Raw genomic sequence first — 23,839 nt, forward strand, 5'->3', positions numbered from 1 at the left:
AGCGGTTTTCCGAACAGATCATGCTCAAACAACAACCTAAAGCGCGATGACGATCAATCCTAATCTCATTGCGCTTTAGAGCGTGATCCGCCGAAGGTCGCATCAGATCATGATCACTCTGCCTGCCTGACCTTGATACTTGCCGGAGGGCCAGAGGCTCTCACGAGATCGGATCGATTTGCGTTCGTGATGAAACTGAGCTCCCCCGCAAGCGGGGGAGGTGAAGCGAATTCGCAACCGCAGGACCGACCAGGTCCTGGGGCAAGCGGGTCTCGGGGCAAGCTATTCCGGTCCGCTCACGCCGTCGCGTTCGGGAAGCGGTAATCCTTGAACTGGTCGCGCAGCGCCGTCTTCAGGATCTTGCCCGTGGCGGTATGCGGGATGCCGTCGACGAAGGCGACGTCATCGGGCATCCACCACTTGGCGATCTTGTCGTCCATGTATTTCAGGATGTCCTCGCGCGTAGCCTGCTGGCCCTGCTTGAGCTGCACGATCAGGAGCGGCCGCTCGTCCCATTTCGGATGGAACACGCCGATCACCGCGGCCTCCGCCACGGCTGGATGGCCGACGGCGAGGTTTTCGAGGTCAATCGAGGAGATCCATTCGCCGCCGGACTTGATCACGTCCTTGGAGCGGTCGGTGATCCGCATGTAACCGTCCTCGTCGATGGTCGAGACGTCGCCGGTGTCGAAGAAGCCTTCCTCGTCGAGGATGTTGGCATCGACCCGGTAATAGGCCTTGGCGACTGCGGGCCCGGAGACCTTGAGGCGGCCAAAGGTCTTGCCGTCCCAGGGCAGCTCCTTGCCGGCATCGTCGGTGATCTTCATCTGCACGGCGAAGGGCGCATAGCCCTGCATCTGGAGCACGTCGAGCTTGGCATCGCCGGTCGCGCTCTGGAACGGAGGCTTCAGCGCCGCGACGCTGCCGATCGGGCTCATCTCGGTCATGCCCCAGGCGTGGCGGACGTTCGCGCCCATGTCGAGGAAGGCCTTGATCATCGAGCGCGGCATCGCCGAGCCGCCGCAGATCACCATCTTCAGCTCCGGCAGCTTGAGGTTATTGGCGGCCATGTGCTGCAGCAGCATCAGCCACACCGTGGGCACACCGGCGGTGTGCGTCACCTTCTCGGTCGAGAGCAGCTCGTAGACCGAGGCGCCGTCGAGCTTGGCGCCGGGCATCACCAGCTTGGTGCCCTGCGAGGGCGCGGAGAAGGCGATGCCCCAGCTGTTGGCGTGGAACAGCGGCACCACCGGCAGCATCGTCTCGGAGGCGCTGGTGCCGAGCGCGTCGACATTGTTGGCCATCAGCGCGTGCAGCACGTTGGAGCGGTGCGAGTACAGCACGCCCTTCGGGTCACCCGTGGTGCCCGACGTGTAGCACATCGCCGCTGCCGTGTTCTCGTCAAAGTCCTTCCATTTGAATTTGCCGTCGGCCTGCGCGATCCAGTCCTCGTATGCCATCACATTCTTCAGCGTGGTCTGCGGCATATGCGCCTTGTCGGTGAGCACGATATAGCGCTCCACGCTTGGCAGCTTGTCGGCGATCTTCTCCAGGACCGGAACGAAGGTGATGTCGGTCATCACGATGCGGTCCTGCGCATGGTTGATGATCCAGGCGATCTGCTCGGGGAAAAGACGGGGATTGACGGTATGGCAGATGGCGCCGATCCCCATGATGCCGTACCAGACTTCGAGATGGCGCCAGGTGTTCCAGGCGATGGTTGCGACGCGGTCGCCGAGCTTGATGCCGTCTCGCTCCAGCATCTGCGAGACCTTCAGCGCGCGCTTGTGGATTTCGGCATAGTTGGTGCGATGGATCGGTCCCTCGACCGAGCGGGTGACCACCTCCTGCTTGCCATGAATCCTGGCGGCGTGTTCGATGATCCGGTGGCAGAGCAGGGGCCAATCTTGCATCAAACCAAGCATTCCGTCGTTCCTCCGAGAAGTCGCTGGGCGGATTATAGCTCTCAGCGTTGGGCCAAAGAATTGTCATGAGTTTTAGCCTGCCGGACTTTCGCCGCAAATGGTCTTGTCGCGGCTATATGTCCGCCCGCGCGGCAATGGTTACCGCTGTAGCCGGATTGTCGCTCGTACTGACTGAGCGGGCAGAGGCGCGCAAATATGCTGCGCCGCTCGATATCTTTGGTCTTGGTACACCACGGCCGCGCGCGGCGGTTCATTCCGCCAGGATACCTGCGAAGATACCGCTACCAAAACCTCGCCCTGACGAAGCCCCCAAGGCGACGGACGAGGCCGCGCCGGAGTCCGACGGCAAGCCTTCGCCGGACAAGGCTTCTCCCGACAAGCCCGGCGCCAACAAGCCCGCCGAGGCCGCGCCGCCCGCAAAGCAGCTCTCGGCTTGCAGGCTGGCGCTGACCGAGGAGATCGCGATCGCGCCCTCCATCCCCGACATCCGTGGTCCCGGCGCCTGCGGCGGCGAGGATCTGGTGCGGCTGGAAGCCATCGTGCTGCCGGACAAGCGCAAGGTTTCGGTCAAGCCCGCGGCGATCCTCCGCTGCACCATGGCCTCCGCGCTCGCCGATTGGGTGCGTAAGGACATGGTGCCGCTGGCCGCGAGCCTCGGCTCGACCATCAGCGATCTCGACAATTTCGACAGTTTTGAGTGCCGCGGCCGTAATCGCGTGGTCGGCGCAATGCTGTCCGAGCACGGCAAGGCCAACGCGCTCGACGTCCGCGCCATCAAGCTCGCCAACGGCCAGTCGATCGGCCTCACCGACCGCACTATGTCGCGCGACGTGCGCGAGCGCGTGCTGCATTCGGTCTGTTCGCGGTTCTCCACCGTGCTCGGCCCGGGCTCGGACTGGTACCACGAGGACCACATCCATCTCGATCTGGCGCAGCGGCGCAACGACTACCGGATCTGTCAGTGGAACGTCTGGGATCCCCTGCCGCAGGTCGCCCCGCTGCTGCCGGCGGAACGGCCCGAGGAAGCACCGCCGCGCGAGGTCGCGGCGAAGCCGGAGGATAAGGGTGGGGCTGATGACGAGGCTGCGGAGAAATCTCCCGCGCCTGCGGACAAGCCGGCGGCCGACGGCGACAAAACCCAGCCGCACAAGCGGGCAACAAAAAAGCGCCGGTGAAACCGGCGCTTTTGGATGTCTAAAGGTCGGAAGCGATCAGTAGCTGCCCGCCTGGCCAGTCTGGCTTCCGCCGAGCGCGAGGCGCGAGTTGTATGGCGAGTCGCCGTGCTTCGGCTCGAGCACCACGACGATGGTGCCGACCTTGACGCGGTTGTAGAGGTCGATCGCGTCCTCGTTGGTCAGGCGGATGCAGCCCGACGAGATCGAGGCGCCGATATATTCCGGCTGGTTGGTGCCGTGGATGCGGAACAGCGTGTCCTTGCCGCCCGAGTAGAGATACATCGCGCGGGAGCCCATCGGATTGTCCGGACCCGGCGCGACATAGGTCGGAACGCCAAGGCGCGAAATCTCACCCGGGGTCGGATGCCAGGCCGGCCACTCGGTCATGCTGCCGACCTTGGCGATGCCCGACCAGGCCATGGCCTCTTCGCCGACGGTGATGCCGTAGCGGATCGCCTTGCCGCCATCCATCACCCAGTAGAGGTAATGGTTGTCGGAATCGACCACGATCGAGCCCGGCGATTCCTTGCGATGGTAATCGACGATGGCGCGGCGGAACGGCTCGGCGACCGGGGTGTTCTCGTACCGGACCTTGGCGAGAAGTTCCTTATCCTTCGGCTTGAAGGCCTTGGTATCGGTCGCCTCAAAATGTGTGGCCTGCATGCAGCCCGACAGCATCAGGCCCGCGGCCAAAATACCCAGCGTAACTTTCAGCGACGACATGATTTGGTTCCAATCGACAACAACAAGCTTTCGTGGGGCTTGAGCCAAGCTCAAGACCACGACTCCGTTGAGCCTATTATCGTTGAAATCTGCCACAATTCCAGCGTTTCGGACCTTATCCCGCGCTGCGAGACCCAAGCTGTGGCTTTTTTGCCGCAATTTTTGCGGTCTTGGGCTGGTTTTGGGGCGGGGAATGCCGAATCTGTCGATTCCGTGCCACGGTTGGGCCACGGCGCCGCCACAAATGCAAACGCTCCATTAATGTGCTTGTCATCATGAACTTGTCAGAATCGCGCTAAGGGCTTGTCATTCTGTCGCAGGCCCCTGCTGGAGTTGGTGCATGTTTTCTGTTTTCGTTCCCTCCGAGGGCACCCTCAAAAGAGCCGTGGTCGAGGATCTGGCGGCCGTGCCGGAACATGCGGTGTGGGTCGACCTGGTCAGCCCGACCGCGGCCGAGGACAAGGCGGTGGAGCGGCTGCTGGGCATCGCCATCCCGACCCGCGAGGACATGCAGGAGATCGAGATCTCCAGCCGCCTCTATATCGAGAACAGCGCGCGCTACATGACGGCGACGCTGATGTGCCACTCCGATACCGACATGCCCCGGACCACGGCGGTGACCTTCATCCTCGGCGACCACCGCCTGGTGACGGTGCGTTATGACCTGCCCAAGCCGTTCGCCCTGGTCGAGGCCAAGCTCGCCCGCTCCTGCACGCCTTCCATCACCGGCGAGATGGTGCTGATGGAGCTGCTGGACGCCGTGATCGACCGCTGCGCCGACATTTTGGAGCGCTGCGGTGCCGAGATCGACCAGGTCTCGCACGACATCTTCGAGCCCGAGAGCGAGCGCCACGGCCACGCCAAGCAATATTCCCAGATCCTGATCTCGATCGGCCGCAAGGGCGATCTGACCTCGAAGGTTCGCGAGAGCCTGGTCTCGATCGGTCGCGTCGTCACCTTCCTCTCGGCGGTGGTTGAGGGCGTGAAATGGTCCAAGGACATGCGCGAGCAGCTCAAGACCATGCAACGCGACGTGGCGTCACTCACCGACCACGCCTCTTATCTCTCCAGCAAGATCACCTTCGTGCTCGATGCCATGCTCGGCGTCGTCAATCTCGAGCAGAACAACATCATCAAGCTGTTTTCGGTCATGGCTGTTGTCCTGATGCCGCCGACGCTGATCGCCTCGATCTACGGCATGAACTTCAAGGTGATGCCGGAACTCGAATGGGTCCACGGCTATCCGATGGCGCTGGTGATGATGCTGATCGCCGCGATCGTCCCGTACTGGCTCTTCAAGTTCAAGAAGTGGCTGTAAAGCGCAGAACGCGCCTGCGCTGAGTGGATGCTCGAAACGTCAGCCTGACTTTCGCAGTGATCCAGCGTCGTCAGGCAAAGATACCTACCGATATCTTACGCCGTTCGCCGAGAGACGGAGTATCGTGTCGCAGAATAGAGCGGGATTGCGGCCGCGCCGTGATGTGTGCGCGCCGCCCCAATTCCTCCGGTAAAATTTGAGCGGTGGGCTGAACGTTTGCGCGAAACTTGTCTGCGATAAGCAGTGTGTAGCCGCGAGGAACAGCCATGGTTGAAAAACACATAACGTCGCCCCGCAACGTCATCGACCTGGCGAACTATCGTCAGGTGGTGGCGAGCGGCAAGGCGTCGTCGATGTCGGCGCGCATGTGCCGGCACTGTGGTGCTCCGCTGCTCGACGGCGAGAACGACGACGACTGCTCGACTGCGTTCAGCACGGCTGCTCCGCGGCCGCGCGAGAGGTCGCGTCGGATTCGACTCGATTGAGGAGTGGAAGGAAGGGCGATCCAGGTCTTGCGGCGGCGTTGTCTGGATCGCCTGCTTCCATCGTTCGGCAACTCACCTAACGCTTCACGATCTCCGCCGTCGAGACGAGGCTCTCGGCGATCACGCCGTCGCGGCTGAAGGATGCAAGAAGTTCTCCGATTTCGCGCAGCATCGGCTCGACATTCTCGCCCAACGCGTCCGGTGAGGACGACGAGTAGGTGAGGGTGCGGCGTGTCAGGTCCTCCACGCTCACGTTATGGCTGGTCTCGACCGCGACGAGCTCGGCAGGCCGAAACGCACTGCCGCGAAAGAATGCCGGCAGATCGCGATGGGTCCGCGTGCCCTTGCCGGCTTCCTCCCACAGCTTGGCGGGTGACCAGCGGCGGCGGATCTCGTTGTAGCCGTCGAGCCATGGGTTGCGGCCGTCGGTGACCGAAAACGAGGCGCAGATCGCAATCGCACCATCGTGCGCGACCAGATGGTCGAGCCGCGCAAGCGTGGCGTCGCGATCCATCCAGTGCAGCGCGCGGCCGATCGTCACGACATCGAAGCTGCCGATGTCGTCAGCAAGCGTCTCTGCCTTGCCTTCGATCAGCGTGAGCTGCCGCCCTGCGCCCGCAGCCGCGCGCCGCGCCGCATCGAGCATTGCGGGCTCCGGGTCGACACCGACGACACGGCCGACATGAGGGCCGAAGCCGAGCGCGAGCAAACCGGGCCCGGTGCCGAGATCGATCAGGCTGCTCTGTTTGGTGAGGCCGAGCTTGTGTGCAACGGTGCGGAAAAATTCCCGCGGATATGGCGGCCGCAAATGTTCGTAGAGTGACGCTGTGCTCGCGAACCGGCCCATGCTTCCGCCGTCTTGGCCTAAACGTGCTGGCCGCCGTTGATGTGGATCTCGGCGCCGTTGACGTAAGACGAGGTGTCCGTACACAGCACATAGATGATCTTGGCGACCTCGTCGGGCGTTCCGAGCCGGTGCATCGGGATCTGCTGGTCGACGATCTTCTCGGTGCCCGGCGACAGGATCGAGGTGTCGATCTCGCCCGGCGCGATGGCGTTGACGCGCACGCCGACGCGGCCGAAGTCGGAGGCCATCTCGCGCGTCAGCGCGGCGAGCGCAGCCTTTGAGGTGGCGTAGGCGGCGCCTGCGAAGGGATGCACGCGCGAGCCCGCGATCGAGGTGACGTTCACCACCGAGCCCTTGGCCGCCTTCAACTCCGCGATCAATCCGCGCGCCATCATGATCGGTGCGAAGAAGTTGACGTGGAAGACGTGGGTCCAGGTGTCGAGATCGGTGTCGACCGAGCCGAGCCGTGCGCCACCGGGGCCCTTCGGCGAGATCGCGGCGTTGTTGACCAGCGCATGCAGCGTGCCGCCCTCGAGACGATTGCGGATCTCGTTGATGGCGCGCGCGGTGTCTTCAGGGTTGCCGAGGTCGACCTGGATGTGATCCTCCGGCCCTGCGTCCCACGGACAGTCCTCAGGGAAGGGATGCCGCGAGCAGGTGATGACGCGCCAGCCCGCCGAGGAGAAGCGGATCACGGTGGCGTGGCCGATGCCGCGGCTTGCTCCGGTCAAGAGCAGTGTGCGGCGCGGCGCGTTGGACGAGTGCGGCATGGACATCTTTCAGGTCGGCCTAAGCTCAGGGATACATCCGCGTCTTGGACCATGGCTGGCCGGCCGCGTCACGGCGAAATTCGATGCGGTCGTGCAGGCGGAATGGGCGGTCGTGCCAGAACTCGATGCGAACAGGCGTGATGCGCCAGCCGCTCCAGCCCGGCGGCCGCGGCACTTCGCCGATGACGTATCTGGCCGCGACTTTTGCGATCGCCTGTTCGAAGGCGAAGCGGCTCTCCAGCGCCTCGGACTGCTTGCTGGCCCAGGCGCCGATCTGCGCCTGCTTCGGCCGCGTCGCGAAATAGGCGTCGGCTTCGGCGTCGGTCACCGGCGTCACGTTGCCGCGGATGCGGACCTGACGGCGCAGCGACTTCCAGTGAAAAAGTAAAGCGGCCTTAGGGTTTGCGGCGAGTTCGCGGCCCTTCTGGCTGGCGATGTGGCTGTAGAAGACGAAACCCTCGGCATCGAAGCCCTTCATCAGCACCATGCGCACGTCAGGCAGCCCGTCGGGATCGACGGTCGCGAGCGCCATCGCGTTCGGATCGTTCGGCTCGCTTTTGATCGCCTCGTTGAGCCAGGCCTCGAACAGCGCAAAGGGCTCGTCGGCGGCGGTGAAATCACCGGATGTTAAGGGTGTCTGGTGTTTCATCGAGGTCGTGTCGGTCATGTCCGGAGTCCGAGTTGCGTCCCGCGGCCCAAAACGCGCTGTTGTCCGCTCCCACCCTATATAGGGCATGGGGACGCGTTGGCCTATCGGCGATCCATCGATCGGGCCTTGTCGTGACGATCATCCTGATCGGGCTTGGCGCGGGCGGCTGCAGCTTTTCCCGCAATGACAAGACCGCCTATGCCAAGGCCGACGATAGCGACCTCACCGGTTCGATCGCGCGGAAGGATGCCCCGCCGACCGAGACCGATCTCGCTTTCGCGCGCAACGCCGCCTCCGACGTCCTCAGCAAGGGCGACAAGGATTCGAGCCAGCACTGGGAGAATCCGGAGACCGGGGCGCGCGGCTCGGTGACGCCGATCGCGCAGTCTTATGCCGCCGAGGACGGCCGCAAGTGCCGCGATTTCCTGGCGAGCTACGTCAACGGCAGCACCGAAAGCTGGCTCCAGGGCGCCGGCTGCCAAAGCAGCCATGGCCGTTGGGAGATTCATACGCTAAAGCCATGGCGGAGCTGAGCAGGATCCTGACCCGGAAGGGCGGTTCTCAAAGAGTGTGAACCGGTTTTCCGATAAGATCGTGCTCGAATCGAAGCGGTCCGCTTCACCCGACTAGTTGCAAAAATGCCACTCCGCCCCCACATGGATGACAGCTGGGGTGGGGAGCCCTTTGAACAATTTCGAATTCTTGAAGGAGACGTGACGGATGCGCGACCCCTATGAGGTCTTGGGGGTGCCGCGGAGCGCCAACGCTGCCGCGATCAAGAGCGCCTATCGCAAGCTTGCCAAGAAGCACCATCCCGACAGCAACAAAGGCGATCCCAAGGCCGCTGAGCGCTTTGCCGAGATCAACTCGGCCAACGAGATCCTCGGCGATGAGGACAAGCGCAAGCAGTTCGACCGTGGCGAGATCGACGCCGACGGCAAGCCGCGCTTCCAGGGCTTTCCGGGCGGCGGAGGTCCGCGTGGCCGCGCAGGTCCCGGCGGGTTCGAGAGCTACACGTTCCGGAGCGGTGGTGCGGGTGGCGGTCCGGGCGGGGGTGCGTTCGAGGACATCCTCAACAGCATGTTCGGCGGCGGGACGCGTGGCGCGCGGCCCGGGGCCGGCGGCGGCGCCCAGTTCGAGTTCGACACCGGCGGGATCGGGCTCGATCTCGACGTCAATGTCGCCATGAGCGTCTCGCTGGAAGAAGCGGTCAAGGGCGGTGAGAAGCGGGTCCGGCTGCCGAATGGCAAGGAGCTCAACGTCAAGATTCCGGCTGGCGTCACCGAGGGCCAGCAGATCCGGCTGCGCGGCCAGGGCGAGACCGCACAGGGCCACCCGCCCGGCGACCTCCTGCTCACCATCAACATCGCGCCGCATCCTTACTTCAAGGTCGAGGGCGCGGACCTGCGAATCGATCTGCCGGTCACGCTGTATGAGGCGGTGCTCGGCGGCAAGGTCCGCGTGCCCACCCTCGGCAATGCCGTGGAGCTGTCGGTCCCGAAAAACACCTCCAGCGGCCGGACCTTCCGCCTCAAGGGCAAAGGCCTGCCGAAGGCCGGCGGAACCGGGGATCTCTTCGTCACCATCAGGATTATGCTACCGGATGGGAACGACGCCGAGCTTGAGGCATTGATGGAGAAGTGGCGCGACCAACATCCGTACAATCCGCGTAGCGGGCTCGGCTAGGGCATGATTCGGAAAAGTGCGTAGCGGTTTTCCGAAAAAATCATGCCCATGAATTAGGGCGCTATCCGAGACCGTGTCGACGATCGGAGCATTCTCTTCCCCACAGGATGATGCTCAACATACGCCCGAAGCGCGGGCCGCGCTTCGACGGTGACGTCTGAGACGTGTCGGCTGTCCGGCGGGGCAGCCGATAAAAAGGTGCGGCCTCGAGAGGGGGACCAGCGCGGTACCAAAAACCCCAATCGAGGCCGCCCGCGTCGATCGGCGGATCGAACGCCGCTCATAATCGCGTGATCACCCGGTGCGATAATGAGACGCACGCATGTCTTGATTCGAAATTTTCAATGTCGGAATCTGGGCACCGCGTTTCGCGCGGTTGTTTAGCCGCCGCTTTTCTCTGCCTGGTCGTAAACGGCTTGCGCCACCTTGTTCAGCCGGTCGCGGTCGGCGCCGACGCCGCTGACGACGTAGCCGACGCCGCGCTCGGCCCAGAACAGTGCCCCGTCCTTGTCCGTCTTGGCGTAGCGCATCTGCGTTGCACCATTTTCGGTCTTGGCGCTGTAGATCGTGTAGCGTTCGCCCGAGGCGCCCTCATACATCAGGAACGAGGCCGGCCCGTTCGGCCCCGGCAGGAGTCGGCCGCCGACGAGCTTCAGCCCGCTCGCCTCCAGGTTCGGCGCGAACACCGTCCAGCCGCAGCGCCTGGTCAGCCAGGCCTGAAGGTGGTCGCGCTCGTTGCCGCCGACCTCGACCGGGTGGCGGACCTCGACGACATAGAGGCGGTGGGCGTCGAGCGCGTCCGCCGTGAAGCTCTGGAAGGTCGAGGGGGCGTTGGCGGCGCCGTGCGCGAGCCAGCCGGCGGAGCCGCCGGCGACGAAAGCCACCAGCACGGCCGCTGCGGCGCCATACAGCCATTGCCGCGGCCGGCGCTCCAGGCGCTCGAGCTCCAGCCGCGCCGGCACCGGCTCCAGGGCGACGGCGTCGTAGCGGGCGTGCAGCATCTCGGCCATGGCGCGCCAGGACTGCACGCGCTCGGCGTCTTCTGGGTAGGCGGCGAGCCAGGCCTCGACATCGGCGCGGCGCTCGGCCGGCAATTCGCCGTCGACATAGGCGTGCAGTTCGTCCTCGGTCACTGGGATATTGCGGTCGTTCATATCGATCGTCTCTGGCTCTGCGGCCCAAAATGTTCTTGGTGACTCAACTTGGCTCGCCTCATCGACAGGCGGGACAAAACGCGATGCATCAACCCTGCCATCATTTCACCCGCCTGAGCGCCGGGCGCTCGCCCTCCAGCGAGGCTTTGACGTGGGCTCTCGCTCGTGCGAGGCGCGACATCACGGTGCCGATCGGCACGCCCTGGATGTCGGCGACTTCGCGGTAGCTCATGCCCTCCAGCATCACCAGGAGCAGCACCGAGCGTTGCTCCTCGACCAGCGTCGCCAGCGCCTTCTCGATGTCGCGCCCTTCGGCTTCGGTCCCGCTGGCATCCGGGTTGTTCTCCGTCAGTTGCATGAATTGCGGACGCCTTGCCAGCGAGCGCCGCCGGTTCTTGTTGAGGTTGGTCAGGATCGTGTAGAGCCAGCTCCTGACATCGCCTCCGAGAAACAGGCGCTCCGAACGCAGCGCCCGCACCAAGGTGTCCTGCACCAGATCGTCGGCCGCATCCGCATCGCGCGTCAGCGCGCGGGCGTAGCGGCGCAACGCCGGGATCATGGCTTCCACACTCTGGCGAAACGCACTCATTACCGTCTTGTCGTCCCTCACATCAGGCGCGAGCGCCTCGATCATCATAACACCCGAATGGAACGGCTATTCCGGCGCTCGAAACAGCGTTAACGCCGCGTATTAGGGCTGTACCGCAGGGGAGGGCTGGTGTACCTCCAGACCTCAACCCGCTCGATGGGACGTGAAGAAATGGCGCAGAATTCAGGTCTGATGCAAGGCAAGCGCGGAGTGATCCTCGGCGTCGCCAACAACCGCTCGATCGCCTGGGGCATTGCCAAGGCATGCCACGCCGCCGGCGCCGAGCTCGCCTTCACCTATCAGGGCGATGCGCTGAAGAAGCGTGTCGAGCCGCTCGCCGCCGAGATCGGCGGCCTCGTGCTCGGCCATTGCGATGTCACCGACGCTGCGACCATCGACGCCGTCTTCGCGGTGCTGAAGGAGAAGTGGGGCAAGATCGACTTCCTGGTGCATGCGATCGCCTATGGCGAGCAGCTCGACGGCCGCTATGTCGACACCACGCAGGAGAATTTCTCGAAGTCGATGCTGATCTCCTGCTATTCGTTCACGGCCGTGGCGCAGCGCGCCGAGAAGCTGATGACGGACGGCGGCTCGCTGATCACGCTCTCCTATTACGGCGCCGAGAAGTGGATGCCGCACTACAACGTGATGGGCGTGGCCAAGGCGGCGCTGGAAGCCAGCGTGCGCTATCTCGCCGCCGATCTCGGCGAGAAGAATATCCGCGTCAACGCGATCTCGGCAGGTCCGATCAAGACGCTCGCCGCGTCCGGCATCGGCGACTTCCGCTATATCCTGAAATGGAATGAGTACAACGCGCCGATGCGGCGCAACGTGTCGACCGAGGACGTCGGCGGCAGCGCGCTGTATTTCCTCTCCGATCTCTCGCGCGGCGTCACCGGCGAGGTGCATCACGTCGATTCCGGCTATCACGTGCTCGGCATGAAGCGCCCGGACGCGCCGGATATTTCGCTCGGTGGCAAGGACTGATCTTTAGCTGCAATGCCCGTGCCCACGATCTATTTCCTTCGCCACGGCGAGACCGAGTGGAATGCGCTCGGCCGGCTCCAGGGCACCAAGGACGTCCCGCTCAATGCGCGCGGCCGCGGCCAGGCCGTGCACGCCGCCGGCGTGCTGGCGAATCTGCTCGAGCGTGACGGCAAGGACCGCGCGGCGCTGCCCTACGTGTCGAGCCCGCTCGGCCGGGCCCGCCAGACTATGGAACTTGCGCGCGCCAAGCTCAAACTGCCGCCTGCCGACTATTCGCTCGACGATCGCCTGCGCGAGATCGGCTATGGCAGCTGGGAAGGGCTGACGCTCGCCGAGAGCGAGGCGGCCGACCCGGAGGTCTATGCAAGGCGCCTCGCCGACAAATGGACGGTGGCCCCGAGCGGCGGCGAGACCTATGCCGCGGTGCAGCTGCGCATGCTCGACTGGTACGAGTCCATCCTCGACGACACCGTCGCGGTTGCCCATGGCGGCACCTGCCGGGCCCTGATGGTGGCCTTGGGGCTGGAGACTCCCACGAGCGCCGCCGAGCTCTATATCGAGCAGGGCGCCGTCTACGTGTTCCGCGACGGGCGGCTGGAGAAGTTTAGTTAAGAGCGCTCCCGTCCTCCGCCGTCATGCCCGGGCTTGTCCCGGGCATCCACGGACTTTTGCGCTTCCGGCCCCCAAGAACGTGGATGGCCGGGACAAGCCCGGCCAAGACGCCTGTGGGGACCATTTGACCCCCCATTCAGATCGCGTTACGTCACGTTGACATTCACCATAGGCGTTGCAAGTCAACGCTAGGCGGCAGTTCGGCATGTCCTTCAACACCTTCGGCCACATGTTCCGCGTCACCACCTTTGGCGAGAGCCACGGGGTGGCGATCGGCTGCGTGGTCGACGGCTGCCCGCCGATGATCCCGCTCACTGAGGCCGATATTCAAAAGGATCTCGACCGCCGCCGGCCCGGCCAGTCGCGCTTCACCACCCAGCGCCAGGAGCCGGACCAGGTCAAAATCCTGTCCGGCGTGATGGCGCATCCGGAGACCGGCGTGCAGGTCACGACGGGCACCCCGATCGGGCTGCTGATCGAGAACACCGACCAGCGCTCGAAGGACTATTCCGAGATCAAGGACAAGTTTCGCCCCGGTCATGCCGACTTCACCTATGAGGCGAAATACGGCCTGCGCGATTATCGCGGCGGCGGCCGTTCCTCGGCACGCGAGACCGCGATGCGCGTTGCCGCCGGCGCCATCGCGCGAAAGGTGCTGCCCGACGTGAAGGTGCGCGGCGCGCTGGTGCAGATCGGCCCGCACAAGATCGACCGCGAGAAGTGGGACTGGGACGAGATCGCGAAGAATCCATTCTTCTGTCCCGACAAGGACAAGGCCGCCTTCTTCGAGACCTATCTCGACGGCATCCGCAAGAGCGGCTCCTCGATCGGCGCGGTGCTGGAGATCGTCGCCGAGGGCGTACCCGCAGGCCTCGGCGCGCCGATCTACGCAAAACTCGATTCCGATCTCGCGGGTGCAATGATGACCATCAACGCGGTGAAGGGCGTCGAGATCGGCGCCGGCTTTGGCGCCGCCGAGCTCACCGGCGAAGAGAACGCCGACGAGATGCGCACCGGCAATGACGGCACGCGCTTCCTCTCCAACCATGCCGGCGGCGTTCTGGGCGGCATCTCGACTGGACAGCCGATCGTGGTGCGTTTCGCGGTGAAGCCGACCTCGTCGATCCTTCAGCCGCGTCTCACCGTCGATCGCAAGGGCGCCGACACCGAGATTTTTACGAAGGGCCGCCACGACCCCTGCGTCGGCATCCGCGCCGTCCCCGTCGGCGAGGCCATGATGGCTTGCGTGCTGGCCGACCACTTCTTGCGCGATCGCGGGCAGGTCGGACGCTAGCGCAAAGGTCCTCATCTCGCGGTACCAGCCCACCGCGTAGCTTGACGTCCACACAACTTCATCCGCTAATGCGGTCATGCAAAGCTCCGAGCTCCAGCGCATCACCAACTGGCTGATCGACGGCGCGCGGTCGTCGGGGACCCCGGCCGAGATGATCGCCGAGGTCTGCGAGCATCTGGTCGAGGCCGGCCTGCCGCTGTGGCGGTTCGGCATCTTCATCCGCACGCTGCATCCGGAGATCTTCGGCCGCAACTTCATCTGGCGGCAGGGCGAGGAGGTCGAGATCGGCACCGTCGATTTCGAGATCCTGGAGACGCCCGAATTCGCCAAAAGCCCGCTCCGGATCGTTTTCGAGCAGGGGCTGGAGGTGCGGGGACGCATCGGCGATCCCGACAACGAGCGGTTTCCGTTTCTCGACGACATGCGGGCCGAAGGGGCGACCGACTATATCGCGGTGCCGATGCCGTTTCTCGACGGCTCGGTGCATGCGACGAGCTGGGTGACGCGGCATCCCGGTGGCTTCAGCGACGACCACGTCGCGGCAATCCGCTCCATCGTGACGCCGCTCGCGCGCGTCGCCGAGATCATCAGCCTGCGCCGCACCGCCGAGATGCTGCTCGACACCTATGTCGGTAATCGCGCCGGCGCGCGCATCCTCGGCGGCCAGATCCGCCGCGGCCACAACGACACCATGCAGGCCGCAATCTGGCTCTCCGATCTGCGCGGCTTCACCGCGCTGTCGGACCGGCTACCGGCCGAGACCGTGGTCGAGATCCTCAACCAGTATTTCGACTGCCAGGTCACCGCGATCCGCGGCCACGGCGGCGAGGTGCTGAAATTCATGGGCGACGGCCTGCTCGCGGTGTTCCCGATCGACGAATATGTCGGCGATGCCCCGCATGTCTGCTCTCGCGTGCTCGAGGCTGCGCGCGAATCCCGCGCCAGCGTCGAGGCGCTCGCCTTTCCGGTCGGCGACGTCGTCGAGCGTTTCCGCTTCGGCGTCGCGCTCCACGTCGGCAACATCCTCTACGGCAACATTGGCGGCGGCAACCGCCTCGACTTCACCTGCATCGGCCCCGCCGTCAATCTCGCCGCGCGGCTGGAGAAGATCGCCGGCCGGCTCGGCCGCACCGTCGTCGCCTCGGAAGGCTTTGCCAATGTCTGCCGCCACGACTGGCGCGCGCTCGGCGATTTTCCGATCGCGGGGTTTTCGAAAGCGCAGCGCGTCTACGGGCTCGGCGAGGAGACGCCGGTGGTGATGGCCTAAGGGCGTCTTTCCAGGAGCGATGTCTGCTCCCCGAGGTCGAGCAGACCGGCCGGTCCCGACACATTGCCGCAACAATGGAAAAGGTATAGTGTTCGTCATTGCTCAGCCGGCTCGATAGTCCGGCCTTTCGTTCGATCCCTGCATTGCGTCGCGAAAAGGGGAGCATAATTATGCCGATTACGACGCTGAAGGTTTTTGCGAGCCTCATCCAATTGCATGGGCCTGGCGCAACCATTCAGAGCGACCATCAGGGTATCGACGCATTGCTGAACGATTTGCGAGGACAGCGTGCGGAGCAGGGCGTCGTCTCCGACGACCCCGTGGCGACCCAGGCTGCTTTCAGGCGAGGCGCTTTTGCTAAGGGCGCCAACGCAGGCGCCTTCCGCAGGGGGGCAACCGCTCCGGGTGTCGGGGCGTTCCGCCGAGGCGGATTCGTTCGAGGGTACTAGACAAACTTCTTCCAGCTCGTTTCGGTGTCGGCATGTCGGCTGACGGTTCAGATTGTATCGCTTTCCAGGATCAGCCGATCACGCAATTGCTGGTCAAGGTCGCAACGAGATGTAACATCGACTGCTCCTATTGTTACTGGTTTCGCGACGCGTCCGTTTACACCAAGCCGAAGCTGATGAGCCCTGACGTGCAGCATCGTCTGCTGCAGCGCATCGAGGAGCACGTTGTCAGATTCTCGCTCGCCGATTTCCCCGTCATTCTGCACGGCGGCGAGCCGTTGCTGTGGGGCGTCGAGAATTTCCACGGCTTTGCCGAGGCCTGCGAGGCGATTTCATCGCGGACCGGATGCGGCATACCGATCGCGGTCACGACCAATGGTGTGTTGATCGATGATGAATGGCTGGCCTGCTTCGAGGCCCGCAACATTTCGGTTGCGATCAGCGTGGACGGACCGGCACATATTCACGACCTTCATCGCAGGACGTTTCAGGGGACGGGCACCCATGCCGCCGTGGAACGTGCCGTTCGCATGCTGGTGTCGCGCAACATCGGCGTCATTGCCCTGGCCGTCTGCAATCCCGCTTACGCGCCGCAGCAATACGCCGATTTTTTCGCCGCCTGCGGAATCTCCAACTACGACATCATGATTCCCGATGCGACGGTGGATGAGAGTCCGCCATCCATTGCCGCTTTCTACAAGGGGCTGTTCGACCTGTGGCTGGAGGCAAATCGCTCGACGCGGACGACCGATATCCGCATCATCTCGGACATGATCACCGCCCTGCTTGGCAACAATTCACCGACCGAGGGCGTGGGCCATAAGCCCGTCGAGCTTTGCACCGTGATGACCGACGGCACCGTGGAGGCCCACGATGTGCTGCGGATCGCAGGCGACGGCTTCACCAGCACCGGCTTCAACATCTTCGATCACGCGATCGATGAGGTCAGGAATGAGCCGCGCTGGAAAGCCGCCCGCGATGCCTCAATCAATCTTTGTGCGAAGTGTCGCCAATGCAAGTTCATGGACGCCTGTGGGGGGGGCTATCTTCCGCATCGTTTCTCCAAGAAAAACGGCTACGACAATCCGTCCGTCTATTGCGACGATCTCTATTCGATGTTTGAGAACATGCAATCCGTATTGGAGAGCCATCTCTATGTCAGCAAGCCGGACGGCGTGCGTGTCAACGTGCGCGACACGCTGGCAGGCGCCTAAAGCATGATCCGGAAAAGTGCGAAGCGGTTATCCGGAAAGATCATGCGTAAACAACAACCTAAAGCGCGATGACGATTCATCCAAATCCCATCGCGCTTTAGTGGGACGTTGCTGAGGGCGTTCAGACCGACGATCGCGCCGGTCGGCTGAGCAGAAAGCCACAGTCACCACTCTTGGCTGCTGCGCGCCTCAGTCCGTCCGCTCCAGATTGTCGCGCACGCGCCATTTCAATGCATCGATGTCGATCTGATGCACGCTGCCGCTGCCGGCGAGGTCGAGCGCGTGCGCCGCGGCGGCGCCCATCGCCATGCAGGGACCCATCACCCGAACGCTGGAGAGTGCGGCCTTGTCGGCATCGATGCAGCGTCCGGCCGCGACGATGTTGTCGGCCTCCTGCGGCGCCAGGCTGCCGAACGGCACATAGTGGACGTGGTCCTTGTCGAAGACGTGCCAGTGATGGCCGGAGCCGTGGTCGTGCAGTTCGATCGGCCACGCCGTACGGCCGATCGCGTCTTCGAATTTGGTGCCGGCGCGGACGTCATCGACCGACAATTGCTGGCGGCCGACGATCCAGCGCGTCTGGCGGATCCCGGGAAAGCCATAGGCGCGGATGCGCGCCTTGCCGAAGCAGGCGGGGAATTCGTTCCTGAGGAAAGCGAAGGCGCGGTCGGCCTGGTCCTTGCCTTCGATGCCCTTGCGGCTCGCCTCCAGCGGCTCCAGCGGCGTCTCGACATGGGTCATGTTCATGGCGGCAACGCCGCGCCCGGGAATGACGAAGGACAGGCCCTCGCGCCGCAACAGGCCGTAATCGCCGGCCTTCTCTCGCATGCGCGCCGGCAATTCCTCTCGGCTCGGCACCTTGCTCTCGTCGATATTCTCCACGATCAGCATTTGCGTGCCGTAGATCGGGCCGTCGTCCGGCTCGCGGCAGGCAAAACCCGCCTGCCACACCAGCGCGGCGTCGCCGGAGGCGTCGACGAAGCCGTTTGCCTCGACCTCGACGTCGCCGTAGCGGGTGGAGAGATCGATCCCGGTCACGCGCCGGCCGGCGACGCGGACGTTGCGCATGACGGCGCCGACGATCACCGTGACGCCGGCCGCAAGCATCGCCTTCTCGACCCAGCGTCCGAGCGCGACCTCGTCGTAATAGACGACGGTGGTGTGCGGCCCGCGGCGGTAGAACAGTGCGTTCTCCTGCGCACCGAGGTCGCCCAGGAGATCGTCGGCGATACCGTGGGTGAACTGGTAGCCGTCGCTGCCGTTCGAGAACAGGCCGCAGAAGGTGCCGATGATGGAGTTGACCGCCTGGCCGCCGAGCGCGGGCAGGCTGTCGACCAGCACCACCTTGCGTCCGGCGCGCGCGCCCTCGATCGCCGCAGACATGCCGGCTGCACCCGAACCAACCACGCAGATGTCTGCGACGACCCGCGACGGCTTCTGGTTTGCGGCACGCCGGACGATTTTGGTGCCCGCGGTGACTTCGCTGGTACTCATGGGGCGCTCCGTGTTCTTGTTGTCGTTGCCATCAGTCATTTCGGCGCCGTCGGCCGGTCCGGGACGAAGGATTTGTCGATGATCTTCTCGGCGTCGATATCGGGTTCGATCATCTTCTGGCGCTTGAACCAGGCGATCTGACGGGCGATGTCGGCGCTGTCGAGCGCGGGATCGACGACCGAGAGCCCGATTCGGAGCTGCTCGACCTTCTGCTCTGTGTATTTGGAGATGATCGCAAGCATCGCGTCACCTTCCTCGCTGCGGACGAACTTGCCGTCCGCATCGCGTTTCAACAGCACGCGCGCATAGTCGTCGGCGCCGCGGCGATAGGCGGCCAGCACCTTCTCGACCAGCTTGCGGTTCTTCTCGATCGTCGCCGTCGAAGCCACGACGCAGCCGAGCATCCAGGGCGTCTCGTCGCCGACGAAGCCGAGAATGATCGCGTCGCCGGAGGCGACCACCGGGCTGATCGTGGTCGTGGCGGTAAGCGCCGCGTCGAGCTGGCCGCCCTTGATGGCAGCGGCGACATTCGGCAACGATTGGAGCGGAACGACGCGGACGGAGGTCACGTCGAATTTCAGCTTGTCGGCGATCTGGCCGAGCGAATAATGGAAAGTCGAGCCGACTTGCGTGATGCCGACGGAATGGCCGGGGAAGTCCTTCAGCGCCTTCAGGCCCGAATCGTACGCGCGCTTGGAGGCGACGTAAGCCGTATTCTGGAAGCCGGGTGCCTCGCGCGCCGTGCCGGCAATCACCTTCAGTCCGCCCTTGCCCGCGAGGTTGTAGAAAGCGGCCGTGAAGCCGGTGAAACCGATATCGATATCGCCGGAGACGCTGGCCACCGCGATCGGCACGGCGGCGTCGAAGAACTTCAGATCGGCCTCGATCCCTTCTTGCTCGAAATAGCCGCGCTCCTTGGCGAGGAACAGCGGGGCGGCCGAGGAGAGCTTCAACAGCCCGATGCGGACCCGTTCGGCCGCTTGCGCCATGCTGCTAGCGAGGAAGGTGATCGCCGCCAGTGTCAGAACCAGTCGGCCTCTTGTCACGAAGCTTCTTCTTGATATGCCCACTTCCGTCGTTTCCCGCCCTGCTTATTGACCGGCCTGCGCCGGTTTTGCGGCATTGTCGGCGATCTCTGGCCGGATTGCAAAGTCGGATTTTCGAAAGCGCAGCGCGTCTCGGCGAGGAGACGCCGGTGGTGATGGCGTGAGCGTGTGGATGCGCGGCGGCGCTAATCAGCGCGAACGTATGATTGCTTCAGCCCAAGCGTCAGGATCGTCAAGGTGATCCACAGCCGCAGCATGGCGAAGCTGAAGATGAAGCAGAAATAGATCAGGTTCTTGGTGAACTGGGTCGCCGACGAGGTCTGCCAGAAATTCCAGATCGCGCTCCGCACCGCTTCCTGTCCGTAGGCAAGCGCGACGTTGACAAGGCCGAGCACGATCACCGCAGCGCCGAGCCACAGCCCGCGCCGCGCGAATTCACCGATCGCGGGAAATATTGCGATCTTGCCGTCGTCGCGCTCGGCGCGGACGATCATGAGCAGCACGAGTGCGGCGATCCAGGCGCTCCAGAAGCGTCCGGGATGCGTGAACTGGTCGAACGCCATGCCATCGAGGCCTGCCATCAGATGAAGGGCGGCCCCATAGCCGGCTGCTGCGCTGCCGAGCGCCGCGACGATCATCACGAGCGCGATCCGCCACAGAATCGAGAAAGAGAGCCTGAGCTGCTCCCCGAAGGTCAATTCGCCGAGCGAGGACTGGCCGCCGGCCGCCTCGATCGATTGTTGCGCTGTCGCGAAGAAGGCGAGCAGCACCGAGATGTCGGCAACGATGATCGCGGGCAGCGCTACGGCGCCGCCGCCGAACGCGATCACGCGCATCGCCGCCGCGAGGATCAGCCATGGAAGTGCATGTAGCAGCTTGAACGGGCCGAATGAGGTCTCGTGGCGTGCCGGCTTGAGCTCGAGCTGTTTGCGAAGTGCGACTGACATCGCATCGTCGTGACACAGGAGATTAAACCCGCGGTCACACGGATCGATAAAATTGAGGTGAACGGGGCCAGGCGGCGCCTTATTCCTCCGGCTCCGTGGTGAACAGCAGCGGATAGCCCTTGGCGCGGCCGGCGTCGGTGGCACGCGTCGCCTTGGTCTCGGCGACGTCCTTGGTGAACACGGCGACCACGCAGGCGCCGAGCTTGTGGGCAGTGATCATCACCTTGTAGGCCTGATCCTCTGTCATGCGGAATTCGGCCTTCAGCACCATGGTGACGAATTCGCGCGGCGTGTAGTCGTCGTTGATCAGGATGACCTTGTGCAGCTTCGGCCGCTCGACCTTGGTCTTGGTTCTGGTTTTCGGCTTGGTAACGGTGTCGTTCATTCCGCCTCCCCGGACAGGCCGGGCTCGGGTTCCAGCCGGAGCGATCAGCTCGCGGCCTTCGCACCATATTGCAGGACCTGCACCTTCTCCAAGGTGATCAGGCCGCTCGACATCATGCCATCCAGGATGGGCAGGAATGCATTGATGTTGTCCTCACTGTCGACGATCTCGATCAGGAGCGGCAGGTCCTCCGACAGCCGCAGGATCTTCGAGGTGTGCAGCCGGCTCGACTTGCCGAACCCCATCGGGCCGCGCAGCACGGTGGCACCGGCGAGGTGTCGCTCGCGCGCCGTGGTCACGATCGCTTCATAAAGCGGCTTGCCGTCATAATGGTCGCTTTCGCCAATGAAAATCCGGAGCGAAACAGCCTGATTGGGAATCTGCATGGTCAGCTCCTTTTCAAGCGATTATAGCGGCTCGCCATCATGTGGCCGAGCCAAACCGACACCAGCCAGCAGACGACCGACGCAGCGATATAGGCCAGTGCCGTATACTTCATGCCGCCATGGAACAGGCGGAAGGTTTCCAGGCTGAAGGTGGAGAAGGTGGTGTAGCCGCCGCAGAACCCGGTCATGACGAATTGCCGGTGCTCGGGCCGCGCCAGCACGCGGCCATCAGGGCCGGTCAGCGCCGCGTAGAAGCCGATGATCAGCGAGCCCGTGGCATTGATGAACAGCGTCGCGGTGGGGAAGCCGGGCCCGGTATCGAGCGCGAGCCCGACCAGGTAGCGCGTCAGCCCGCCAATGATGCTGCCGGCGGCTACCCAGGCATAGAGCATTGCAGTGCGCCAGCGCTCGGCGGAGGAGGGGGATTTCATCGGCGTCTAGCCTCCAAGACTGTCTGCAAGGAGGAAGCCGCAACTGACGGCGGCGAGGCACAGCCCGACCGAGAACACGATATTGCCGAGCGCGTGCAGCGGCTCGCCATTGCGGGCGAGCGTCAGCGTTTGCAGGCTGAACGAGGACACCGTGGTGTAGCAGCCGAGGAAGCCGGTCACCGCGAACAGCCAGGGATTGGGCGATGCGAACACCGAGCCGGGATGGGTTGCCAGCGCGCCAAAAATGCCGATCAGGAAGGCGCCGGTGACGTTGATGGTCATGGTGCCCCACGGAAACGTCTCGCCCAGCCGCCGGGCGATCGCGCCGGAGACGAAATAGCGCGCGCAGCCGCCGAGCACGCTGCCGATCACGATCGCGATCACTCCGCTCAGCATCACTTGTCCTCCGCGACGAGGCCGTTGCCCACAGTGAGCAGCCCCACGAGCGCCACCAGCGCGAAGCCGAGCCCGGCGAGGAACGTGCCCGCCGGACCATAGGCATCCCACAGCGCGCCGGCGATGACGCTTGCGGCCAGCAGGGCAAGCCCCGTGAACAGGTTGAAATAGCCGAAGGCAGTGCCGCGCAGGCTCGGCGGCGCGGCATCGGCGACCTGGGCCGAGAGCAGGCCTTGCGTCAGCCCCATATGCAGCCCCCACAGCACGACGCCGAGCGCGAGGCCCGCAAGGCTCGGCAGCAGCGCGAGCGCGAGATCGGCGCCGGCGAGGAAGACGAGACCGAGCGCGAGCAGGCCGGTCCGGTTGATCCGGTCGGAGAGCACACCGGCCGGATAGGCCGACAGCGCGTAGGTGATGTTCATCAACACCAGCACCGCCGGCACCCACATCGCATTGAGCCCGATGTTCTGCGCGCGCAGGATCAGGAAGGCCTCGCTGAAGCGCGCCAGTGTGAAGACGACGCCGACCGCCACGACGCGCCAGTACACCGGTCCGAGCTGCCGCATTGCCGCGAGGTTCAGCGGATTCGTCGCGGGCTGCCGGCTCGGGTCCGGCTCCGGCTCGTGGACCGCGAGCGAGATCAGGGCGAAGGACAGGAAGGCCGGCAGCACGGCCATCCAGAACACGAGGGTAAAATTATCCGCCGTCCACCACATCAGGCCGATCGCCGCGAGCGGCCCGACGAAGGCGCCGATGGTGTCGAGCGACTGCCGCAGGCCGAAGCTTGCGCCGCGCAGGCCCGCAGGCGCGATGTCGGCGATCAGCGCATCGCGCGGCGCGCCGCGAATGCCCTTGCCGACCCGGTCGATGAAGCGCGCCGCGACCAGCCATCCGACGCTGGGAGCGAGGGGAAATAGCGGCTTCGTCATCGCGGCCAGCCCATAGCCGAGGGCCGCGAGCAGCTTGCGGCGGCCGAGCCAGTCGGACAGCGCGCCCGAAAAGATCTTGGTGATCGAGGCGGTCGCCTCCGCGACGCCCTCGATGAAGCCGACGGTGAGCGTGGAGGCGCCGAGCACGGTGACGAGATAGACCGGCAGCAGCGCGTGGATCATCTCGGAGGAGACGTCCATCAGCATCGAGACGAAGCCGAGCACCCAGATCCCCCTGGGCAACGCGCTGCGCGCAGCATTCGGTGTCGTCGTCACGCCTTCTCCTTCGTCCGGCTTCAGGCAACAAAAAACCCGCCATCGGCGGGTTTGTCCATGCTCCCGCCAAAGGCGGAGGCTCAATGATTGCCCCACCTCAAGCAGGAGTCATCAGCCCATTACGGTCCAGGTACAGTCTGAGCCGCCGGGCGGTTGTCGGGGGACTCCATCCCCATCTGTGCGTCCAGCCTAGCATGGAAATCGCGCCGGACAAGTGGGCGGGGGGAGTAGCTCCACTAACACCGTCATTCCGGGGCGATGCGCAGCATCGAACCCGGAATCTCGAGATTCTCAGGCGCGCAAGGGGCGCGCCGGAGTTCTCGCTTCGCGAGCCCCGGAATGACTGTGCTTTGACTAGGCACGCGTTCCGATGACGCAAGCGCGGCAACACGGCGGCGGCTTTGC

25 protein-coding genes and 1 riboswitch are annotated in these 23,839 nt (G+C 64.4%); of the genes, 10 read left to right on the forward strand and 15 right to left on the reverse strand.

Annotated features, from left to right (window positions below; translation table 11 throughout):
- Positions 1-296: 296 nt before the first annotated feature.
- Entirely contained in the window at positions 297-1,925 is a 1,629-nt protein-coding gene (locus WN72_RS13180) for a fatty-acid--CoA ligase (RefSeq protein ID WP_092218071.1), read from the reverse strand.
- A 65-nt stretch (positions 1,926-1,990) separates the two neighbouring features.
- Here WN72_RS13180 and WN72_RS13185 point away from each other — a divergent pair, with 65 nt between their 5' ends.
- A complete protein-coding gene (locus WN72_RS13185) occupies positions 1,991-3,100 on the forward strand; it encodes an extensin family protein (RefSeq protein ID WP_092218072.1) in 1,110 nt (369 codons plus the stop codon).
- Between the two features lie 36 nt (positions 3,101-3,136).
- Here WN72_RS13185 and WN72_RS13190 read toward each other — a convergent pair whose 3' ends face one another.
- On the reverse strand, positions 3,137-3,823 hold the full coding sequence (locus tag WN72_RS13190) for a L,D-transpeptidase (protein WP_027558285.1): 687 nt from the start codon (positions 3,821-3,823) through the stop codon (positions 3,137-3,139).
- A 340-nt stretch (positions 3,824-4,163) separates the two neighbouring features.
- Between WN72_RS13190 and WN72_RS13195 the strand changes: the two genes are divergently transcribed.
- Both WN72_RS13195 and WN72_RS13200 read left to right on the forward strand, forming a co-directional pair.
- Positions 4,164-5,141 carry a magnesium transporter CorA family protein gene (locus WN72_RS13195; RefSeq protein ID WP_027558286.1) on the forward strand — a complete coding sequence of 326 codons (978 nt, stop codon included), beginning with the start codon at positions 4,164-4,166 and terminating at the stop codon, positions 5,139-5,141.
- A 266-nt stretch (positions 5,142-5,407) separates the two neighbouring features.
- On the forward strand, positions 5,408-5,626 hold the full coding sequence (locus WN72_RS13200; RefSeq protein ID WP_027558287.1) for a hypothetical protein: 219 nt from the start codon (positions 5,408-5,410) through the stop codon (positions 5,624-5,626).
- A gap of 76 nt (positions 5,627-5,702) precedes the next feature.
- Here the strand turns inward: WN72_RS13200 and WN72_RS13205 are convergent, their stop codons facing one another.
- From WN72_RS13205 to pdxH, 3 genes are read right to left on the reverse strand one after another with little or no spacing between them, the layout of a single operon-like run.
- Complete coding sequence (locus WN72_RS13205) at positions 5,703-6,473, reverse strand: class I SAM-dependent methyltransferase (RefSeq protein WP_027558288.1); 771 nt, start codon at positions 6,471-6,473, stop codon at positions 5,703-5,705.
- A 17-nt stretch (positions 6,474-6,490) separates the two neighbouring features.
- Positions 6,491-7,243, reverse strand: a complete 753-nt coding sequence (locus WN72_RS13210; protein ID WP_027558289.1) for an SDR family NAD(P)-dependent oxidoreductase — start codon at positions 7,241-7,243, stop codon at positions 6,491-6,493.
- Positions 7,244-7,268: 25 nt separating this feature from the next.
- Positions 7,269-7,910: a pyridoxamine 5'-phosphate oxidase gene (gene pdxH, locus WN72_RS13215; RefSeq protein ID WP_027558290.1), complete on the reverse strand. Its 642-nt coding sequence runs from the start codon at positions 7,908-7,910 to the stop codon at positions 7,269-7,271.
- A gap of 113 nt (positions 7,911-8,023) precedes the next feature.
- Between pdxH and WN72_RS13220 the strand changes: the two genes are divergently transcribed.
- Entirely contained in the window at positions 8,024-8,425 is a 402-nt protein-coding gene (locus WN72_RS13220; RefSeq protein WP_027558291.1) for an RT0821/Lpp0805 family surface protein, read from the forward strand.
- A gap of 187 nt (positions 8,426-8,612) precedes the next feature.
- The gene (locus WN72_RS13225; RefSeq protein WP_027558292.1) at positions 8,613-9,578 is read left to right on the forward strand and encodes a DnaJ C-terminal domain-containing protein; all 966 of its coding nucleotides are present in this window, start codon (positions 8,613-8,615) and stop codon (positions 9,576-9,578) included.
- A 380-nt stretch (positions 9,579-9,958) separates the two neighbouring features.
- Here the strand turns inward: WN72_RS13225 and WN72_RS13230 are convergent, their stop codons facing one another.
- Positions 9,959-10,732: an anti-sigma factor family protein gene (locus WN72_RS13230; protein ID WP_027558293.1), complete on the reverse strand. Its 774-nt coding sequence runs from the start codon at positions 10,730-10,732 to the stop codon at positions 9,959-9,961.
- Between the two features lie 100 nt (positions 10,733-10,832).
- A complete protein-coding gene (locus WN72_RS13235; RefSeq protein ID WP_011085414.1) occupies positions 10,833-11,321 on the reverse strand; it encodes a sigma-70 family RNA polymerase sigma factor in 489 nt (162 codons plus the stop codon).
- 171 nt (positions 11,322-11,492) lie between these two features.
- Between WN72_RS13235 and fabI the strand changes: the two genes are divergently transcribed.
- The 5 genes from fabI to WN72_RS13260 all read left to right on the forward strand — a co-directional run bounded on the left by fabI (position 11,493) and on the right by WN72_RS13260 (position 17,144).
- Positions 11,493-12,308 carry an enoyl-ACP reductase FabI gene (fabI, locus tag WN72_RS13240; protein WP_027558294.1) on the forward strand — a complete coding sequence of 272 codons (816 nt, stop codon included), beginning with the start codon at positions 11,493-11,495 and terminating at the stop codon, positions 12,306-12,308.
- Between the two features lie 12 nt (positions 12,309-12,320).
- On the forward strand, positions 12,321-12,920 hold the full coding sequence (locus WN72_RS13245; protein WP_092218073.1) for a histidine phosphatase family protein: 600 nt from the start codon (positions 12,321-12,323) through the stop codon (positions 12,918-12,920).
- A 205-nt stretch (positions 12,921-13,125) separates the two neighbouring features.
- The gene (aroC, locus tag WN72_RS13250) at positions 13,126-14,214 is read left to right on the forward strand and encodes a chorismate synthase (protein WP_027558296.1); all 1,089 of its coding nucleotides are present in this window, start codon (positions 13,126-13,128) and stop codon (positions 14,212-14,214) included.
- A 76-nt stretch (positions 14,215-14,290) separates the two neighbouring features.
- Positions 14,291-15,481 carry an adenylate/guanylate cyclase domain-containing protein gene (locus WN72_RS13255; protein ID WP_092218074.1) on the forward strand — a complete coding sequence of 397 codons (1,191 nt, stop codon included), beginning with the start codon at positions 14,291-14,293 and terminating at the stop codon, positions 15,479-15,481.
- 481 nt (positions 15,482-15,962) lie between these two features.
- Positions 15,963-17,144, forward strand: a complete 1,182-nt coding sequence (locus tag WN72_RS13260) for a radical SAM protein (protein ID WP_092218075.1) — start codon at positions 15,963-15,965, stop codon at positions 17,142-17,144.
- Positions 17,145-17,333: 189 nt separating this feature from the next.
- On the opposite strand, the gene WN72_RS13265 is transcribed toward WN72_RS13260, so the two are convergent.
- The 8 genes from WN72_RS13265 to WN72_RS13300 all read right to left on the reverse strand — a co-directional run bounded on the left by WN72_RS13265 (position 17,334) and on the right by WN72_RS13300 (position 23,434).
- On the reverse strand, positions 17,334-18,638 hold the full coding sequence (locus WN72_RS13265) for an FAD-dependent oxidoreductase (RefSeq protein ID WP_244553876.1): 1,305 nt from the start codon (positions 18,636-18,638) through the stop codon (positions 17,334-17,336).
- A 35-nt stretch (positions 18,639-18,673) separates the two neighbouring features.
- Positions 18,674-19,684 (reverse strand): ABC transporter substrate-binding protein, encoded by a 1,011-nt coding sequence (locus WN72_RS13270; RefSeq protein ID WP_167381027.1) that lies wholly within the window; start codon positions 19,682-19,684, stop codon positions 18,674-18,676.
- A 185-nt stretch (positions 19,685-19,869) separates the two neighbouring features.
- Positions 19,870-20,631 carry a hypothetical protein gene (locus tag WN72_RS13275; protein WP_092218078.1) on the reverse strand — a complete coding sequence of 254 codons (762 nt, stop codon included), beginning with the start codon at positions 20,629-20,631 and terminating at the stop codon, positions 19,870-19,872.
- Between the two features lie 79 nt (positions 20,632-20,710).
- Positions 20,711-21,016: an ATP-dependent Clp protease adapter ClpS gene (gene clpS, locus WN72_RS13280; RefSeq protein WP_025034645.1), complete on the reverse strand. Its 306-nt coding sequence runs from the start codon at positions 21,014-21,016 to the stop codon at positions 20,711-20,713.
- Positions 21,017-21,060: 44 nt separating this feature from the next.
- Positions 21,061-21,402, reverse strand: coding sequence for a DUF190 domain-containing protein (locus WN72_RS13285; RefSeq protein WP_027558303.1), 342 nt, complete (start codon positions 21,400-21,402; stop codon positions 21,061-21,063).
- 2 nt (positions 21,403-21,404) lie between these two features.
- Positions 21,405-21,833: a fluoride efflux transporter CrcB gene (gene crcB, locus WN72_RS13290; RefSeq protein WP_027558304.1), complete on the reverse strand. Its 429-nt coding sequence runs from the start codon at positions 21,831-21,833 to the stop codon at positions 21,405-21,407.
- Positions 21,834-21,839: 6 nt separating this feature from the next.
- Positions 21,840-22,229 carry a fluoride efflux transporter CrcB gene (gene crcB, locus WN72_RS13295; RefSeq protein ID WP_092218079.1) on the reverse strand — a complete coding sequence of 130 codons (390 nt, stop codon included), beginning with the start codon at positions 22,227-22,229 and terminating at the stop codon, positions 21,840-21,842.
- Positions 22,229-23,434 carry an MFS transporter gene (locus WN72_RS13300; protein ID WP_092218080.1) on the reverse strand — a complete coding sequence of 402 codons (1,206 nt, stop codon included), beginning with the start codon at positions 23,432-23,434 and terminating at the stop codon, positions 22,229-22,231. Before WN72_RS13300 ends, crcB (WN72_RS13295) begins: the two co-directional genes overlap by 1 nt.
- Positions 23,435-23,529: 95 nt before the next feature.
- Positions 23,530-23,617, reverse strand: a riboswitch (Fluoride riboswitch).
- Between the last annotated feature and the right edge of the window lie 222 nt (positions 23,618-23,839).

Source organism: Bradyrhizobium arachidis, from assembly GCF_015291705.1.
Lineage (GTDB): Bacteria > Pseudomonadota > Alphaproteobacteria > Rhizobiales > Xanthobacteraceae > Bradyrhizobium > Bradyrhizobium arachidis.

Coding starts and splice junctions, on each gene's coding strand:
- WN72_RS13180 (WP_092218071.1), bottom strand. CDS start 1,925: ATGCTTGGTTTGATGCAAGATTGGCCCCTGCTCTGCCACCGGATCATC.
- WN72_RS13185 (WP_092218072.1), top strand. CDS start 1,991: ATGAGTTTTAGCCTGCCGGACTTTCGCCGCAAATGGTCTTGTCGCGGC.
- WN72_RS13190 (WP_027558285.1), bottom strand. CDS start 3,823: ATGTCGTCGCTGAAAGTTACGCTGGGTATTTTGGCCGCGGGCCTGATG.
- WN72_RS13195 (WP_027558286.1), top strand. CDS start 4,164: ATGTTTTCTGTTTTCGTTCCCTCCGAGGGCACCCTCAAAAGAGCCGTG.
- WN72_RS13200 (WP_027558287.1), top strand. CDS start 5,408: ATGGTTGAAAAACACATAACGTCGCCCCGCAACGTCATCGACCTGGCG.
- WN72_RS13205 (WP_027558288.1), bottom strand. CDS start 6,473: ATGGGCCGGTTCGCGAGCACAGCGTCACTCTACGAACATTTGCGGCCG.
- WN72_RS13210 (WP_027558289.1), bottom strand. CDS start 7,243: ATGCCGCACTCGTCCAACGCGCCGCGCCGCACACTGCTCTTGACCGGA.
- pdxH (WP_027558290.1), bottom strand. CDS start 7,910: ATGACCGACACGACCTCGATGAAACACCAGACACCCTTAACATCCGGT.
- WN72_RS13225 (WP_027558292.1), top strand. CDS start 8,613: ATGCGCGACCCCTATGAGGTCTTGGGGGTGCCGCGGAGCGCCAACGCT.
- WN72_RS13230 (WP_027558293.1), bottom strand. CDS start 10,732: ATGAACGACCGCAATATCCCAGTGACCGAGGACGAACTGCACGCCTAT.
- WN72_RS13235 (WP_011085414.1), bottom strand. CDS start 11,321: ATGAGTGCGTTTCGCCAGAGTGTGGAAGCCATGATCCCGGCGTTGCGC.
- fabI (WP_027558294.1), top strand. CDS start 11,493: ATGGCGCAGAATTCAGGTCTGATGCAAGGCAAGCGCGGAGTGATCCTC.
- WN72_RS13245 (WP_092218073.1), top strand. CDS start 12,321: ATGCCCGTGCCCACGATCTATTTCCTTCGCCACGGCGAGACCGAGTGG.
- aroC (WP_027558296.1), top strand. CDS start 13,126: ATGTCCTTCAACACCTTCGGCCACATGTTCCGCGTCACCACCTTTGGC.
- WN72_RS13255 (WP_092218074.1), top strand. CDS start 14,291: ATGCAAAGCTCCGAGCTCCAGCGCATCACCAACTGGCTGATCGACGGC.
- WN72_RS13260 (WP_092218075.1), top strand. CDS start 15,963: ATGTCGGCTGACGGTTCAGATTGTATCGCTTTCCAGGATCAGCCGATC.
- WN72_RS13265 (WP_244553876.1), bottom strand. CDS start 18,638: ATGAGTACCAGCGAAGTCACCGCGGGCACCAAAATCGTCCGGCGTGCC.
- WN72_RS13275 (WP_092218078.1), bottom strand. CDS start 20,631: ATGTCAGTCGCACTTCGCAAACAGCTCGAGCTCAAGCCGGCACGCCAC.
- clpS (WP_025034645.1), bottom strand. CDS start 21,016: ATGAACGACACCGTTACCAAGCCGAAAACCAGAACCAAGACCAAGGTC.
- WN72_RS13285 (WP_027558303.1), bottom strand. CDS start 21,402: ATGCAGATTCCCAATCAGGCTGTTTCGCTCCGGATTTTCATTGGCGAA.
- crcB (WP_027558304.1), bottom strand. CDS start 21,833: ATGAAATCCCCCTCCTCCGCCGAGCGCTGGCGCACTGCAATGCTCTAT.
- crcB (WP_092218079.1), bottom strand. CDS start 22,229: ATGCTGAGCGGAGTGATCGCGATCGTGATCGGCAGCGTGCTCGGCGGC.